Genomic DNA, 16218 nt, shown 5'->3' on the forward strand with positions numbered 1-16218 from the left:
GACGATATGTCAATATCCGGAAACGCTATAATATGCACAAATCGGCGCGGTGTATGCTATCTTCAACAGACAGCAGATTCCGTATGTAGAGTTAGTTAAGGAGGTTGATACAAAAGAATCATGAAATGCTTTCGGGATTTATTATTTCTCCACGTTTTCTTATTTCATTTATAAGCTTAAGTTCTGAAATTATCTCGCCTTCAATCGGATATGTATCCTTAAGCTTCATTGCAGCCTGATATTCCTTTTCAGCGGCTTCGGCATCATGCTTGATAAGCAATTGATAAGCGTACATAAGTCTTCGTTTGGAAATAAATGTCTTACCTGCAGAGGTAATGTACTTTGCAAGCTCCTGATCATATATCTTCTCAATTTCTTCAGCAGATGCACCATTCATTATTTTACAGAACATCAGTTCCGAAAGGCTTTCAAGCTGATAATACTTGATCTTATCATCACTTGCAGCTTCGGATAATATCTTTTCTGCACCTTCATAATCCATTTTATCCATAAGAGCCTGTCCTTTTAGTAATTCTTCAGCTGCTTTGTAAAAGCCTTCGCTGCCAAGAGCCAGAAGCTCGGGAGAAATCTGTGACAGAGTCATGCCGTTAAAGAGAAGCCCGTTTACTTTCAGTGTTTTGTATATTGCAACTCTTTCAGCAGGATTTCGTAGCATCATCATTATATTATAGCCGTCATTTGGAACTTGTATTATCATTGGAATAAGGTTAGTAAAGCCAATGACTAGAGATATTGCTCCTAATACCAAAAGGAAAGTACGTATAATGATTCCGTGGATTGAAAAAGCTATTGGAAATGTGATAAGAGCAGTCAGGATGTTGAAAATACCTCCGCCTGCGTGATACAGGAAAAAAGGCACTTTTTCAGGTTCTTTGCTTTCTGGGGGCATAAGGACACATTGTCCTGCTGTACCCTTTATTGACATTTTTTTAAATTCAAATTTATTATTGCGCTTTATCAGTGTAAGTGAGCCTACTCTAAATAACAGATATTTGTACCCTGAGAGCAAACCGAAAACAAGATGTCCCGCTTCATGTATTATTATTATAAGCAGATAAGAAATAAAAAGTGAAACACAAGCTGTAATTACCATAGCTGTTTTGTCTGCTCCGCTTACAGTTAATGAACTGGGAGATATATGCTTGATTATTTTTCCAGCTACCAAGCCTCCACCGAAGCAGCCTATAAAAAACGCAGTTAAAAGAAATATTATTTTTTGATTTTTTTTCTTTTTCATTTCAATTCTCCTTAGTAGTTTTTTATTGTAGTTTATATTGCGTAAGAACCAATAAGAACCAAATAAGAACCAAACGCCTATTTGGACAAATAGTGTACTGGAAGAAAATACTCATATTTTTGGTTCTTACGTAAGAACCAAAATGACATTTTTAGAGAAAAACGGTATATAAAATTTTAACCACGCAGTCCATAAACCGCGTGGTTAAGCCATTTGCTTGGAGCTTGTGACGGGACTCGAACCTGCGACTACAGGTTGTCACATAGAGGAAACAGTCGTTTCCTCTATGCTTATTTTACGCTGCTTTCCTAGTAGTCTGATTCAGATTTCCCACAAATTTATAATATATCTCGACCTGCTGAAAGGTCTTTCCGTCAATGTCTTCTTTATGATGGACAAATATCTTATCAATGAACTCATTTATGATAATATCATCAAGCTCTTTGATGTCAGTGTACTTATCAATGACACTTGTAAACTTTTCTGTCTCGTCAGTTGTAAGCTTATATTTTGCAAGCTCTGATGACATCTCATTTACCGACTCCTTCAGTTTGGACTGTTCATCTTCAAATCTATTTGACATCTGAACATAACGGTTATCAGGAATCTTGCCAAGAGCGTTATCCTCATAAAGCTTATTCAGAAGGTGGTCAAGCTCGGCTACTCTTTCCTGTGCCTTATCGAGCTCATGTTTCAGCATTACTATTCTTTTACTGCTGATACCGCTGCATCTGTTTTCAAGGAAGGCTCTGAAACCGTCTTTGTTTTTACGGTAAGATCTCAGCAGCCGCCTTATGTCCTTAAGCACAAGGTCATAGATAACATCGTAGTTGATGTAATGCGATGCACAGTATTCCTTGCCATGAGTTTTGTACAGCCAGCAAGAGTATGCTCCATGATATGTGCCATCTCTGCGCTGCTTCTGAGAGTAGGTGAGCGCATGACCGCAGTCTGCGCAGTACAGGTGTCCCGCAAATATCTGGAACTCTCCTGTCTTGGTAGCACGACGCTTTACGCTCATCATTCTGTGTGCGCTGTCCCAAAGTTCCTGAGAGATTATAGGCTCATGACAGTTCTCAACTATTATCCATTCCTCACGCGGACACTTGACCTTCTTCTTGCTTTTCATCGACCTGGTCTTCTGTTTTCCATATACGAGCTTACCAAGATAGACCTCGTTTTCAAGTATCACTCGGATAGAAGTAACGTGCCAGTCGAATTCCCGTCTCCAATAATCCGATTTGAAGTAGTCGGGATTATGAAGATTAAAGTAAGCTATCGGCGTAAGAGTTTTTTCCTCGCGGAAGATTTTGGCGGTTTTATTGTAACCAATCCCCTGCGCCGCCATTCGGAATATCCTTCGTACTGTCTCAGCGGCAGGCTCGTCAATCACAAGGTGATGCCTGTCATTGGGATCGAGCTTGTAACCGAACGGTGGCTTTGAACCGATGAACTGACCGGCCTTTGCTTTAGCTTTCTTGGCTGTTTTGGTTTTAATAGATGCCTCCCTCGCGTAGTAATCATTCAGCACGTTTCGCATAGGGAACATCATATCGTTTTCATTCTTCACCGAGTCATAGTTATCACTGACTGCAATGAAGCGTACTCCAAGCTCATTAAACTTTTCGACGTACATTCCAACTTCAATATACGATCTTCCGAATCGTGACTGGTCCTTGACCAGCACCATATTAATCAAGCCCTTTTTGATATCCTCATACATTCTCAGGAACCCAGGGCGATTGAAGTTAGTGCCGCTGTATCCGTCATCATCGTACACTTCGTAATTATCTATCGCATGATCCTTGCAGTACTGCTCCAGTAATAATTTTTGCGAGCCAATGCTTACGCTTTCGCCCATTCGCCCGTCATCGACCGAGAGCCTGCAATACAGAGCTGCTTTTTTAGGCTGTTTGTTTTTCATTATAACTCCTTTCACAGCCGTGCAGCAGATCCTTACACGGACAGTATACCACATCTCCGCTCAGGAATCCAGTGTGCACAGCTGATTTCGTAGGACTGCACAAAAAACATTTTCCGACTTTTACATCGACTTGCTCTCGGTCTGCTTTGCATCAAAGGCAGGCTTTTCATACCCCCTTTCGAGCTGTCGGAGCATTAGTTCTCCGAGCGACTCTTCAGCTTTTTTCCTGCCAAGGAAAGCAGACCAAACACGATAGGTGACACCGTCAACAGTACAGTCGTGATGCAATACGGACTGTACCTCGGGATCTTCACTGCAATGAGTCTTTTCAAGGTTTACGCTCATACATCCGCCTCCTCTAAAACTATTCAATTCAAATTCACAGGTACAAAATCAAATCGTACCGTCTTTGCTGAGCCTGCGTGTTACCAGCCCAGACTTTTTGAGCATCCCTTGCGAGGCCTACTCGTTTTTTTATCACTCCTCTCACAGCGGCAATTATGCTGCTCAGACGCCTCCCATATCTCCCTAATCATAGCCTTTATCTGGCTTTTTTCTCAAAAAAGACGCCTGCTTTTTTGAAATTCCCACGGAAAGACGCCTCTGCTTACGTCACAGCAAATGCCGAAAAATCGGCGGGCACTGCCCGTCCGATGTGGAATGGCGGGCGCAAATGACGCCAGCCTTTTTCCTGCAAACCAAAAAGGGGCACGGGTTCTCCCGTTTTCAGCGGCAAACGGAACGCCGTTTGCTATGCTTGCCGGTCTTGCGGACCGACTTCCGCACCGCAGGTTTGTCCGTTTTTTCTCCCTCTGATATACCCCCACACTCGCTCCACGTTGCGCGACAACTGCATTCAACGGGAGCGGTGGGGTAACTATACCATTTTCACTCTGAAGGCGGCAAACAAGGGGCTTTTTGTGCGTGTTTCGGATAATCAATCCTTACACGGTTACTGTCACAGTTATCATTGCAAAGAAAAGAAGGCACATAGTTTATATAACTATCAAGTAATATAATATCTTCCTTCTCTGTATTAAGTATATATTCTCTTGTATACTTAATATATAAGCCTATGACATCATGACACAGCCCCTATGACAATTCAGCTTTTGAACTGAAGTGCCAGCTCTGCGTCGCGGAGCTTGTCCTCGTCCATGTCATAGTTGAGAAATGCGACCTCATAAGAGTTCTCGACCTGACGACCGTTGTCAGCATAGTTGTTGTGGATACGAATGATATCCTTCTGCGCAAGAGTTTTCAGTGCGCGCTCAACATTGCTTACCGACATTGCAGTATCTCTTGCAATACCTGTGCGGCTTATGGTCGAGGTTTTCTTTTCGCTGTCGTAGTAACAGAGTAAGTCCATCACCACCTTGAACTCGGCAGGCGTAGTGATGTTGAGATACTCAAGCGGTGAATTGATGCCGTTAGAGTATGCTGTGCAGTTGATAACGTTCAAATCTTTCATCTACATCTTCCTTTCGCGTTTCGAGTTTTTACTTGTGATGTCAAGAGTTGTCCGGACGTCTTAACTGTGTTCAGTATACACGCTCTCTTGACAAAAGTCAATAGATATAGTATACTATCTCTACAGAGTTCAATCTATAATCTATTTTTATGAACAAATTGTAAACTCTTGATTTTGGACTGTTTATATAGCTGTTTTCAAGACAAATCGCAGTGTTATGCACTTTGACGAAACAGAACACTATTTCTGAAAGGAGTTATTATGTTTGAGATAGAAGCACACTACCATGACAGAAAAATATATCTTTCCGACGGCAGAGTTTATCCGCTCGGAGAGATACTTCTGCGCTATTTTTCAATGAATATTTATGACTTAGGTGAACTGTTTGACGTGTGTGAACGTGCAAAGTCAGAGCTGAACATCAGTTCCTTATTCAGCCCTGCTGACATAGGCAAGTGCGCACAGGAAATAGAATTCACATACGATAGCATCATGGACATTGCAAAGTCACTTCCGCCCTACGACACAAAACATTTCAGACACGGTCTCCTGAGAAATCTGTTCGCATACTACAATGACATCTTTGACGAGCCTTTCTATGAGGACTCGGAGTTTGAAGTCGATGACTACAACGAACACTTTGTCAACGCAGAGAACACTCCTGTGTCCTATGAGGAAATGTACATCACGGAAGAACTTCACGAACTGCGAGCGTTATCTGATTACGAATTTGACAGCAAGAAGGTTTTCAGCAACTATGAAAACAGAAAAGATGCCGCAGACTTCACAACTTGTATCGAGCAAATGACAAACGAGTTCTCAACTTTTATTGAGGACGTTATCCGCGTTAAGAAAATCTTTATGCCGTTTGTAGACGAGCTTTGTGACCACAACAGTTATCCGACAACTCAGAAAGTGATTGATACTTTTCAGCGTTATACAAGTATTGTTTCAAGCGGAAGTATGTGCATGGGACACACAGTTATCGAGACGAAAAAAGGTCCCATACTCTGTGAGACTTACCGTTTCACATCGCTGGGAGCCTTTCTGTATTTTGAGTTGTTCAAGTGTATCGAGGAGAAGTTCATGCCTGTCAAGTGCCGCAACTGCGGTCGGTGGTTCATCATGAAGCACACTACATTCTCACACTACTGCAAGCGACTGGTCAGCAGCAATCCTCCGAAGACATGTCGTGATAACGCAATGAGTCACAACTTCAAGGAGAAGATAAAGAGTGATCCTGTGTGGGAGATATACAATCGTGCATACAAGCAGCACTACGCTCGCTATATGAAAAAGAAAATGAGCAAGTCTCAGTTCGCTGAGTGGGGCAACTACGCTATCGAACTGCGAACTAAAGCTGCCGATGGTGAGCTTGAGATGGAGGAGTATCAGCAGTTGATCAGGGTATAATAATATATCCTATAATCTAGAATAATTAAACGACCCGACATGGTACGCATAGCTTAGAGGCGTGTCGGGTTCTGTTAAATGTATTATATCCTAATTTTGTATAAAAGTCAACATGAACATAAGGAATTTCCTTTAGGCACTTGACAATTTCGCGATTATGAGGTATAATAGCAAAAAACAATTTGCGATTTCGTGGAAAAACTGCTTGAAACAATTTGCGAAAAGACTATCAATCAAATTGCGAGGTGCAATAATGTTTAAACGTAAAATATATGATAAATTGTTGGAATGGAAGCGTGAATCAAATGGACGAACTGCGCTTCTTATAGAGGGCGCAAGGCGAATAGGTAAGTCTACGGTTGCCGAAGAATTTGGCAGCAACGAATACGAAAGTTATATCATCATCGATTTTTCTATTGCTTCAAAGGCTACTATAGAGTTGTTTGAAGATGTTTCAGACCTTGATTATCTTTTTTTACAGTTGCAGTTACAGTACAAGGTCGACTTGATTGAAAGAAAATCCCTGATAATATTTGACGAAGTACAGCGTTGTCCGCTTGCGCGTCAGGCGATAAAGCATCTCGTTAAAGATCATAGATATGATTACATTGAAACAGGCTCTCTTATATCCATAAAAAAGAATGTCAGCAACATAGTTATCCCAAGCGAAGAACGCAGAATAAATATGTATCCTATGGATTACGAGGAGTTCCTGTGGGCTGTAGGCGATAATACAAGCTATCAGCTGATAAGAAAATTCTATGAAATGGGAAAGCCTCTTGGGCAGCAGATGAACCGTCAGATTTTACGCAGCTTCAGATTGTATATGCTTGTCGGAGGTATGCCGCAGGCAATAAACGAGTATATCACAACCAATAATTTTAAAATGGTGGATATGGTAAAACGGGATATCCTCAATCTTTACAAAGACGATTTTATGAAGATTGATCCAACAGGACGAGCTTCGCTGATGTTTGAGTCCATACCTGCACAGCTCAATAAAAATGCATCTCGGTATCAGGTCAGCAGTGTGTTAAGCGGCAATACTCGTGCAGAAGACGTTCTTCAGCTCATTGCGGAAATGAAGGATTCACGAACAGTTCTCGTTTCATATCATGCGAATGATCCTAATGTAGGTATGTCATCAAACAAAGATCTGACAAAATTCAAGATGTTTATATGTGATACAGGATTGTTTACGACATTGATGTTTAAAGACAGAGATTTTACTGAAAATGATATATATGAAAAACTGCTTAGTGATAAACTGTCTGCCAATCTCGGCTATTTATATGAAAATATCGTTGCACAGATACTGACGGCAAACGGCAATGAGCTGTTTTACCATACATTTATGAACGAAGAGTCACGTCATAATTATGAAATAGATTTTCTTCTTGCACGGAAGAATAAGATATGTCCAATAGAGGTGAAATCATCGGGATACAAATCTCATACTTCAATGGATAAATTTTCAGAGAAATATTCAAACAGGATACTATGGAAATATCTTATATATACAAAGGATTATTGCAAGGACCATGATTTGTTCTGTCTGCCAATATATATGACTCCGTTTTTGTAATCAATAGTAAGCTGAGATAAAGCTTTTGATTAAACCGCACTGTTGTGGTATAGTATCACCACTTTATCGCCAATTATCGTAATCTATCGCCAAGTGTTACCAAATCACCGTAAAATCAGCATTTTTGAGGGTAGAAACATGGAAAACTGCGTAACTGCGCTGTTTCTGAAAAATCATCAAAATGCAGATTTTTGGTAGAAAAACTGGTAGAATTCTACCGCCGTCAAGGTTGGTAGAAACCCTAAAACAAACGGTAGAAAGCCTGTTGACAAGCAAACTGAATAATGGACAAAAGCGGACGGTGTTTCATAACAGAAGCGCTGTCCGCTATTTTTATGCCTAAAAATTGAATATTGCACATCGCTTCTCACTGAGCCTGTATGAAAACAGGTCGCTGAGGAGCTTTTTTTATTTCAGATGAACTATGTCAAGGAGGTCTTTCTAAAATCAATCACTTCACGGTCTTTTCTTCTCATATGGTCGACGTTACAGCTGTAGGCGACGAGGGCGGCTTTGCTCCCAATAAGCTCACATCTGATGAAGAAGCTATCGAGAAGATACTCGAAGCTGTCAGGGCAGCAGGCTTCGAGCCCGGCAAGGACTTCATGATAGCTATGGATGCTGCTTCCTCTGAGTGGAAGAGCGAAAAAGGCAAGGGATTCTACAAGCAGCCAAAGTCTGGCAAGGAATTCACATCAGATGAACTTATCGCTCACTGGGAAAGCCTTATTGACAAGTACCCTATAATCTCAATCGAGGACGGACTCGACGAAGAAGACTGGGAAGGCTGGCAGAGAATGACACAGAAGATAGGTCATAAGGTACAGCTTGTTGGTGATGACCTCTTTGTTACTAATACGGAGCGCCTTGCAAAGGGCATCTCTCTCGGCGCAGGAAACTCGATACTCATCAAGCTGAATCAGATTGGCTCTGTTTCAGAAACTCTCGAAGCTATCAAAATGGCTCACAAGGCTGGATATACAGCTATCTCGTCTCACCGTTCCGGCGAGACTGCAGATACTACTATCGCTGACCTTGCTGTTGCACTTAACACCTGCCAGATAAAGACAGGAGCTCCTTCACGTTCAGAGCGTGTTGCAAAATACAATCAGCTTCTCCGCATCGAGGAGCAACTCGGAGCTTCCGCTTGCTATCCCGGCATGGGAGCATTCAACGTTAAAAAGTAATCCGGATGAACCTTCCTTCCATAACAAAACTCGCCTGTTTTTCAAATGCAGGCGAGTTTTTTATCACACTTTTTAGATATACTTAATATTATCTTATGCAGCCGGCTTTTCTTCTTCCTCACTTGTTTCGGAAAGGTTTTCTTCAACAAAAAGACTGATACAATCTTCTATCATCTTTTCACCGCAGTTTGCAGAAATGCCAGCCGCAAGCCAGTAAGCGTAAGCGCCTTTGTTATACTCTGCAAGATCATTCAGATCGCTGCCGTACTGCTTGTACAGCATAGGAGTTTTGACGAGATTGACGTTATAAAGCCTTCCGTAGTGAGCACAAATATTGCGCACAAATATAAAGAGTTTATAACAAGGTTGTAACCCATAAAAAATTCAAATCATAATCATAATTGTTTGTATAGTATAACAAATTTCATTTTGTTATATTGACATTAGAAGAACTCTGTGATAATATATACAACGGCGAAAATACAGCAAGGAGCGGTAATAAGCTCTTTGCTTATTATTTGACATTTTAGTTAGTTTAACATAACAGAAGGAGAATATTAATGAAAAGATTACTAACTATATCAGCAGTTCTGGCAATGGCGGTATCATTATGTGCCTGCGGCTCTGAGAGCAGCAGTTCTGACTCTGTTAAAACAGAGGCAACGACTGTAGCCGAAAAGCTTTCGCCTGCGGATCAGCTTCTTGAAGATGTAAAGGGCACTTATGACGAGCTTTTTACTGTTATCTGCGATCCAAAATACGATCAGGTATGGCTCGATAACTGCGGAAAATTCGTAGGCAAGGATATGGCTGAAAGTACAGCTGAAATGCTGAAAAAATCCTGTACGGGTAATGTTTATGGCGAAGAAGCTATAAAAGCTTATGCAAACACTGAAAATATTCAGTTCGACTGCTTTTTCATTAACGGCGTAAAGCAGTTCGTTTTTAACGGCAGCAATATCTCAGGACTTGATGACAGCGGCAAAAAGGTGTTCGAGCACGAATATAAATTCGTTAAGAACTTTTCTTTAGGTGGCATGATGGACGGTTATCTCTATGAGACCTCAGATAAGGACGCAGGCGAGTTCAGATACTTTCTGATGATGCCCGATACTCCTGCTACAACATATCACATTGAATTCCGTTACGGAAGTGATATAGACGCACTTGCGGAGTACAACAAGGGCGCTTACGCATACTGGCTGGCAGCAGGTATACCTGCTGATTGTGATGAAAAGCTCATCACCGATTGTATTGCACTTTTCGCCGAGGAAAATCTTTCCGAAATGGCTGAACAGGAAAGCGGTGATAAGATTGAAATAGGAACTGCCGAGGAGCTCACAGCCTTTGCAAAGAGCGTCTCTGACGGTTCAAAGGACGGATATGCAGGGAAAACTGTTGTACTTACCAATGATATCGACTGCACTGATATTGAATGGACTCCTATCGGCACAATGAATCTTGAGAACATGGAAGATCATTCCTGTATGTTTCAGGGCGTGTTCGACGGTCAGGGACACAAGATATCAAACGTAACATATACAACTGATACTCCTGTTTGCGGTGCAGGCATAATCGGTATGAATCTTGGCGAAGTAAAGAATCTTACTGCCGAAAATATCAATATCAAATGCACTGATACTTTTTCAATGGCTGTTGGCGCCGTTGTAGGCTACAATATGGGTGAAATACACGATGTTGTCCTTACAGGCGAAAATGAAATTGCAGGTGTAAATGCTGTAGGCGGTATTGCAGGCGGTTCTACAAAGCACGTTCACGACTGTAAGGTGGACGGCACTACGGTAAAAGTCCTCGGCGATAATGATTTCTCATCAGGCAGGATAATCCAGTGTGATGTTGCGGAGTGCGGCGGTCTTATCATAGGAGGAAGCTTCGGCGGTACCATGGAAAACTGTACAGCAAAGGGAAAGATCGTTGCAGAGGGCAATGAACCAGTAGGTCTTGGCGGCATTGCAGGCTGCCTTGAAATGATGGACAGTGTCAGCGATTGTACGGCAGATGTTGAGATAATCTCAGCAAAGGGCGGTCACGCTATCGGCGGTCTCTGCGGATACAGCGGAACACATTCAAAAGGTGATGTAGCCCTTAAAACTGAGGGTATTGAAACCCATGAATATCCCGGTATTATCAAAAACTGTAAGGTCACTGTGAAAATGAACGTGCCAAATGCAACTCATGTTGGAGGACTTATCGGTACTGGACTTTATTATTACGGAGAAGAAACTGCTTTCAAGATAATTGACTGCTCTGTGAATGGTGAAATAGTAGGTGCAGTAACTCCCGGCGCAGTTGCAGGCCGTGCTGAGAACAGCGTTATCGAAAGCTGTGAGGCAAGTATTACATATGATGGTTCCGAACTTACAGATAAAATAGGAAAGACCGATAAGATGTACGAAAGTGCCGATCAGGGAGAGAATGAGGAAGAAAAATCAGCAGCCTGACCTAAAGGATATTATAAACGATAAAAGAGCTTATGCGGAAGTATAAGCTCTTTTATCTGATTACGAACGGAGGAAAGCATGAAAACAGAAAGCAACCCTAAAGTAATGAAAATTCTGAACGAATATGCAGGCGGACATCGACACCTTATCACTATCGGACGTATACTTGCGGCGGTCAGTGCGTTTATGGGACTTGTTCCTTTTTACGATCTTTGGAAGATAATCCGTATAGCTGTAAAGGGCGAGGAATTATCAAAGATCGCAAGTATAGCATGGCAGGCAGTAGGCATAACCGTGGCAGCTCTGCTTGTTTACATTGCCGCCCTGATGTGTACTCATATCGCGGCATTCCGTGTTCAGGCTAATATGAGGAGCAGACTTATGCGCCGTATCCTTACTCTGCCCCTTGGAGTATTCGACGAGGACGGAACGGGTAAAATACGCCGTACCGTCAATGAATCAACTGCCGCAACGGAGAGCTTCATTGCACACAATCTTCCCGATAAAGCTGTTGCAGCGGCTACTCCTGTGGGATTGCTGATACTTCTCGGAGCGTTCAACTGGAAACTCGGTCTTATCTGCCTTATCCCTGCACTTATCGGCTTTTGTTTTATGATGAGCATGATGGGCAAGGGAATGCAGGAGAAAATGGCAGAGTACCAAAACGCACTTGATACCATGAGCAGCGAAGCTACGGAATACGTCCGCGGAGTGCCTGTTGTAAAGGTGTTTGGTCAGTCCGTACATTCATTCCGTCGCTTCAAGGAGGCTATCGACGGCTACAGCAAGTGGGTAACTGCATATACTTTGATGCTCCGTATGCCTATGACCATGTTTATGACCTGCATAAATGCGGTATTTGCCTTTCTTGTTCTCGGAGCTTATGTGCTTTCAAAGGGCAGCGTTACCTCGGAAATGATACTCAACGTGATGTATTACATCATAGTAACTCCGCTTCTGACAGTTACTCTAACAAAAATAGCCTATTCGGGAGAGCAAGAAATGGTGGTCGTAGACGCACTGAAGCGCATGGATAGTATCCTCAATATACAGCCGCTTGCGGAAGCAAAAAAAGTGGAGCTGCCCAAAGATAACTCTGTGGAGCTTAAAAATGTAAGCTTCAGATACAAGGATTCTGCGGATTATGCCGTAAAGGGTTTGAATATAAAAATCGACAGCGGCGAGCACATCGCATTTGTCGGTCCTTCGGGTGGAGGAAAGACCACAACCGCGGAGCTTATCGCACGTTTCTTTGATGTTACGGAGGGCTCTGTACTCATAGGCGGCGCGGATATCCGTAATATCCCGCAGGAGGAGCTTATGAAGCAGGTATCGTTCGTTTTTCAGGACAGCCGCCTGCTGAAAGCGTCGATACTTGAAAACGTGCGTCTTGCCCGTCCCGAAGCTACAGAAGCAGAGGTAATGCAGGCTCTTGAAACAGCTCAGTGCACGGATATCATCGAAAAGCTGCCGCAGGGCATACATACGGTCATCGGTGCAAAGGGCATATATCTCTCAGGCGGTGAGCAGCAGAGAATATCAATTGCAAGAGCTATACTGAAAAACGCTCCTATAATCATTCTTGACGAGGCTACAGCCTTTGCCGATCCCGACAACGAGAACAAAGTGCAGGCGGCTTTCGGCGAGCTTGCAAAGGGCAGGACCGTTATCATGATAGCTCATAGGTTAAGTACAGTTGTGAACACCAACTGCATTTATGTACTGAAAGACGGCAGCGTCTGCGAAAAGGGCTCTCACAGTAAACTCATGGAGCAAAACGGACTTTACAGGCAGATGTTTGACGAATATAGCCGCTCTATAAACTGGAAGGTGGGTGCATGAAAGTGAAGATAATTGAAAAATTACAGCATACATTCGCCCTTTCCCGTGAGGGCGCGGCTGATATGGTAAAAGCCTGCATCAGCGTTACGGTCACGAATATGTCCTTTATGATGACAGCGGGTGTACTGTACACGCTGATAAAGGATATGCTGAATGATAATCTTACAAAGGAACGCATACCCTTTTATGTGATTGCCTCAATAATTGTTCTTGCACTTATCGCACTGACGAATTTTATCCAGTACAACGCTACATTTCTTTCTACCTACAAGGAAAGCGGTATAAGAAGAACTTCTCTTGCGGAAAAGCTTAGAAAGCTGCCACTTTCCTATTTTGGCAAGAAGAATATAGCTGACCTGACAACAACTATCATGGCGGACTGCGCTATGATCGAGACGGCTTCCAGCCACTGGATACCCGAGCTTATCGGTGCGATAATTTCAACTTCACTTGTGGGAATAAGCATGTTCATCTTCTTTGACTGGCGCATGGTTCTGGCAAGCTTCTGGGTGATACCTGCTTCATTCCTGCTTGTATGGGCTTCGGCAGGCTATCAGAAAAGAGCTGTCAGGAAGAATAACGGCGTTAAACTGGAGCTTGCAGACGGCATACAGGAATGCCTTGAAGCTGTCCGCGACCTCCGTGCAAACAACGCACAGGACAGCTATATGGAGGGACTTGACGTCAAGATCAAAAAAGTGGAAAAAGAAGCCCTTTTCACGGAATTGAAGCTTGCGGTATGCGTAAATTCGGCAGCGATTATTCTAAAGCTTGGCATAGCGACTACTGCCCTTGTAGGTGGAGTATTGCTTGCAAAGGGAACTATCGACCTGCTGACGTTTTTCATGTTCCTCATGCTGGTATCGAGACTTTATGATCCTATGCAGATAACTCTGCAGAATTTTGCGGCTATAATCGCAACAACGGTACAGTGCGAGCGACTTGACGAGGTGCTTTCACATGAGGTTCAGACGGGCTCCGAGCAGATGACGAACAAGGGTTATGATATCACATTCGACCACGTTTCATTTGCATACAATGACGATACGGCAGTTCTTGACGATGTATCGTTTACTGCAAAGCAAGGCGAGGTAACAGCTTTGATAGGTCCGTCTGGAGGTGGTAAGACAACGGTTTCACGGCTTGCGGCAAGGTTCTGGGACGTTACTGGCGGAAAAATTACTCTCGGCGGCATGGATATCTCAAAAATTGATCCTGAAACGCTTTTCTCTGCCTATTCTATTGTATTTCAGGACGTTACCCTGTTCAATCAGAGCATAATGGACAATATCCGCATAGGCAGAAAGGACGCAACTGACGAGGAAGTCATGGAGGCTGCAAGACTTGCCAACTGCGAGGAGTTCGTAAGCCGCCTGCCGCAGGGCTATGATACTGTTATAGGCGAAAACGGCAGCGAGCTCTCGGGAGGAGAACGCCAGCGTATCTCCATTGCAAGGGCATTCCTCAAGGACGCTCCCATAATACTCCTTGACGAGGCTTCTGCAAGCCTTGACGTGGAGAATGAAACCGCAATACAGACAGCTCTTTCACGGCTTATCAAGGACAAGACCGTCATGGTAATTGCTCACAGGATGAGAACAGTTTCAGGAGCAGACAAGATAGTTGTCCTGTCAGACGGCGTCGTAAAGGAGTCGGGCAAGCCGACGGAGCTTATGCAGAAGAACGGCATATTTGCCAAAATGGTAAAAACTCAGATAGAGGATCAGAAATGGGCTTTCAGCTAAGCAGAAAGCAATATTTATAATTATTCAGGAGGTTTTAAAATGAACGACAAGAAACTTAAAGCAAAGGATTTTATTACAATAGGCATTTTTTCTGCACTTATTATTGCAGTTGAGTTCGCCTGCGGAATGTTGGGCTTTATTCACCCGTATATCGTCGCCGCTTATGTGGTGCTGATACCGCTGGTAGGCTCGATACCAATGATGCTGTTTTATACCAAGATAGAGAAGTTCGGTATGCTGACTATCATGTCCGTACTAATCGCAATTGTCATGTTCGTGACAGGTATGGGCTGGCTCGGCGGACCGCTTATAATCGCAGCCGGCTTTGTTGCCGACCTGCTTGCTAAAAAGGGCAATTATAAGAGCTTCAAGCTCATCGCCATCAGTCACGGAGTATTCTGCCTGTGGATATGCGCTAATTACTTCCCTGTCATCGTCACAGCAAAGGACTACCGCAAGAATATGCTTGAGGGAGGATATTCCGCAGAATACTGCGATAATCTGTTCAGAGCCATAAACGGAAAGACTATCGGTGTACTGCTTATTCTCTGCTTTGTTTTCGGAGTCATCGGCGCATTTCTCGGCAAGGCAGTTGTAAAAAAACACTTTGAAAAAGCAGGAATAGTATGATAAAAATAAGCCTTGATCCGCGCACAAAGCTTTTTATGATATTTGCGGTATCATTTATCGTCATGGTAAATGCCATAACTCCCCTTGAATGGAGCATACGCATTATGGTAACTCTGATACCCATACTTCTGCTGGTAACAGAAGGGAAATACGCCTCAGCCTTTCGTTTTACGGTGTTTTACGGAGCCGCTTTACTTCTGCTGAAATACTGCATATCGGAAAGTTCCACAGGCATATTCTCCGCCATACTTGTGGGTTACTGCGGAATAGTAGCCCAGTTCCTGCCTGCTATGATAACCGCATGGTATGTCATAAGGACAACAAAGATAGGCGAATTCATGTCGGCTATGCAGAAAATGCACGTTCCCGACGGGATATCAATTTCACTTGCAGTTGTTATGCGCTTCTTCCCGACCATAAAAGAGGAGTATTCTTCAATAAACGACGCTATGAAAATGCGCGGGATATCACTGGGCGGCGGAAAGGTCACGAAGATGATAGAATACCGTATGATACCGCTGATGTTCTCATGCATAAGCATAGGCGAGGAGCTGTCTGCGGCGGCAGTAACAAGAGGTCTTGGAGCGCCCGTAAAGCGCACAAGCCCCTATGAGCTGAAAATGAAAGCGACGGACTTCATTATGATAGGGATATTTGCGGTGAGCGTTATTATTTTTATCACAGCCAAGTATTTCAGGTGA

Annotated in this window: 12 protein-coding genes and 1 pseudogene; 8 read left to right on the forward strand and 5 right to left on the reverse strand. The window is 43.2% G+C overall.

Annotated features, from left to right (window positions below; all coding sequences use genetic code 11):
- Window positions 1-118: 118 nt before the first annotated feature.
- From T497_RS0107230 to T497_RS0107245, 4 genes are all read right to left on the reverse strand, one after another.
- Window positions 119-1258 (reverse strand): M50 family metallopeptidase, encoded by a 1140-nt coding sequence (locus T497_RS0107230; protein WP_028515042.1) that lies wholly within the window; start codon window positions 1256-1258, stop codon window positions 119-121.
- A gap of 295 nt (window positions 1259-1553) precedes the next feature.
- Window positions 1554-3182 carry a recombinase family protein gene (locus tag T497_RS0107235; RefSeq protein WP_028515043.1) on the reverse strand — a complete coding sequence of 543 codons (1629 nt, stop codon included), beginning with the start codon at window positions 3180-3182 and terminating at the stop codon, window positions 1554-1556.
- 120 nt (window positions 3183-3302) lie between these two features.
- A complete protein-coding gene (locus T497_RS0107240; RefSeq protein ID WP_028515044.1) occupies window positions 3303-3527 on the reverse strand; it encodes a hypothetical protein in 225 nt (74 codons plus the stop codon).
- A gap of 760 nt (window positions 3528-4287) precedes the next feature.
- On the reverse strand, window positions 4288-4653 hold the full coding sequence (locus T497_RS0107245) for a hypothetical protein (protein ID WP_028515045.1): 366 nt from the start codon (window positions 4651-4653) through the stop codon (window positions 4288-4290).
- A 261-nt stretch (window positions 4654-4914) separates the two neighbouring features.
- Here T497_RS0107245 and T497_RS0107250 point away from each other — a divergent pair, with 261 nt between their 5' ends.
- The 3 genes and pseudogenes from T497_RS0107250 to eno all read left to right on the forward strand — a co-directional run.
- Window positions 4915-6066 (forward strand): DUF6076 domain-containing protein, encoded by a 1152-nt coding sequence (locus T497_RS0107250; RefSeq protein ID WP_028515046.1) that lies wholly within the window; start codon window positions 4915-4917, stop codon window positions 6064-6066.
- Window positions 6067-6319: 253 nt separating this feature from the next.
- Window positions 6320-7651, forward strand: coding sequence for an ATP-binding protein (locus T497_RS0107255; protein WP_028515047.1), 1332 nt, complete (start codon window positions 6320-6322; stop codon window positions 7649-7651).
- A gap of 488 nt (window positions 7652-8139) precedes the next feature.
- Window positions 8140-8838 (forward strand): annotated as a pseudogene (gene eno, locus T497_RS16145) (phosphopyruvate hydratase); the annotation flags it as partial.
- Window positions 8839-8931: 93 nt separating this feature from the next.
- Here eno and T497_RS0107265 read toward each other — a convergent pair.
- A complete protein-coding gene (locus T497_RS0107265; protein WP_028515048.1) occupies window positions 8932-9120 on the reverse strand; it encodes a hypothetical protein in 189 nt (62 codons plus the stop codon).
- 278 nt (window positions 9121-9398) lie between these two features.
- On the opposite strand from T497_RS0107265, the gene T497_RS18230 reads away from it, so the two are divergent.
- From T497_RS18230 to T497_RS0107290, 5 genes are all read left to right on the forward strand, one after another.
- Complete coding sequence (locus tag T497_RS18230; protein WP_051530568.1) at window positions 9399-11300, forward strand: GLUG motif-containing protein; 1902 nt, start codon at window positions 9399-9401, stop codon at window positions 11298-11300.
- Between the two features lie 78 nt (window positions 11301-11378).
- Window positions 11379-13142, forward strand: a complete 1764-nt coding sequence (locus T497_RS0107275) for an ABC transporter ATP-binding protein (RefSeq protein ID WP_028515049.1) — start codon at window positions 11379-11381, stop codon at window positions 13140-13142.
- An 8-nt stretch (window positions 13143-13150) separates the two neighbouring features.
- Window positions 13151-14887 carry an ABC transporter ATP-binding protein gene (locus T497_RS0107280; protein WP_028515050.1) on the forward strand — a complete coding sequence of 579 codons (1737 nt, stop codon included), beginning with the start codon at window positions 13151-13153 and terminating at the stop codon, window positions 14885-14887.
- Between the two features lie 39 nt (window positions 14888-14926).
- Entirely contained in the window at window positions 14927-15517 is a 591-nt protein-coding gene (locus tag T497_RS0107285; RefSeq protein WP_028515051.1) for an MptD family putative ECF transporter S component, read from the forward strand.
- Window positions 15514-16218 (forward strand): energy-coupling factor transporter transmembrane component T, encoded by a 705-nt coding sequence (locus tag T497_RS0107290; protein ID WP_028515052.1) that lies wholly within the window; start codon window positions 15514-15516, stop codon window positions 16216-16218. The genes T497_RS0107285 and T497_RS0107290 overlap by 4 nt, the downstream gene beginning before the upstream one ends.

The organism is Ruminococcus flavefaciens MA2007, assembly GCF_000621845.1.
Classification (GTDB): domain Bacteria; phylum Bacillota; class Clostridia; order Oscillospirales; family Ruminococcaceae; genus Ruminococcus; species Ruminococcus flavefaciens_E.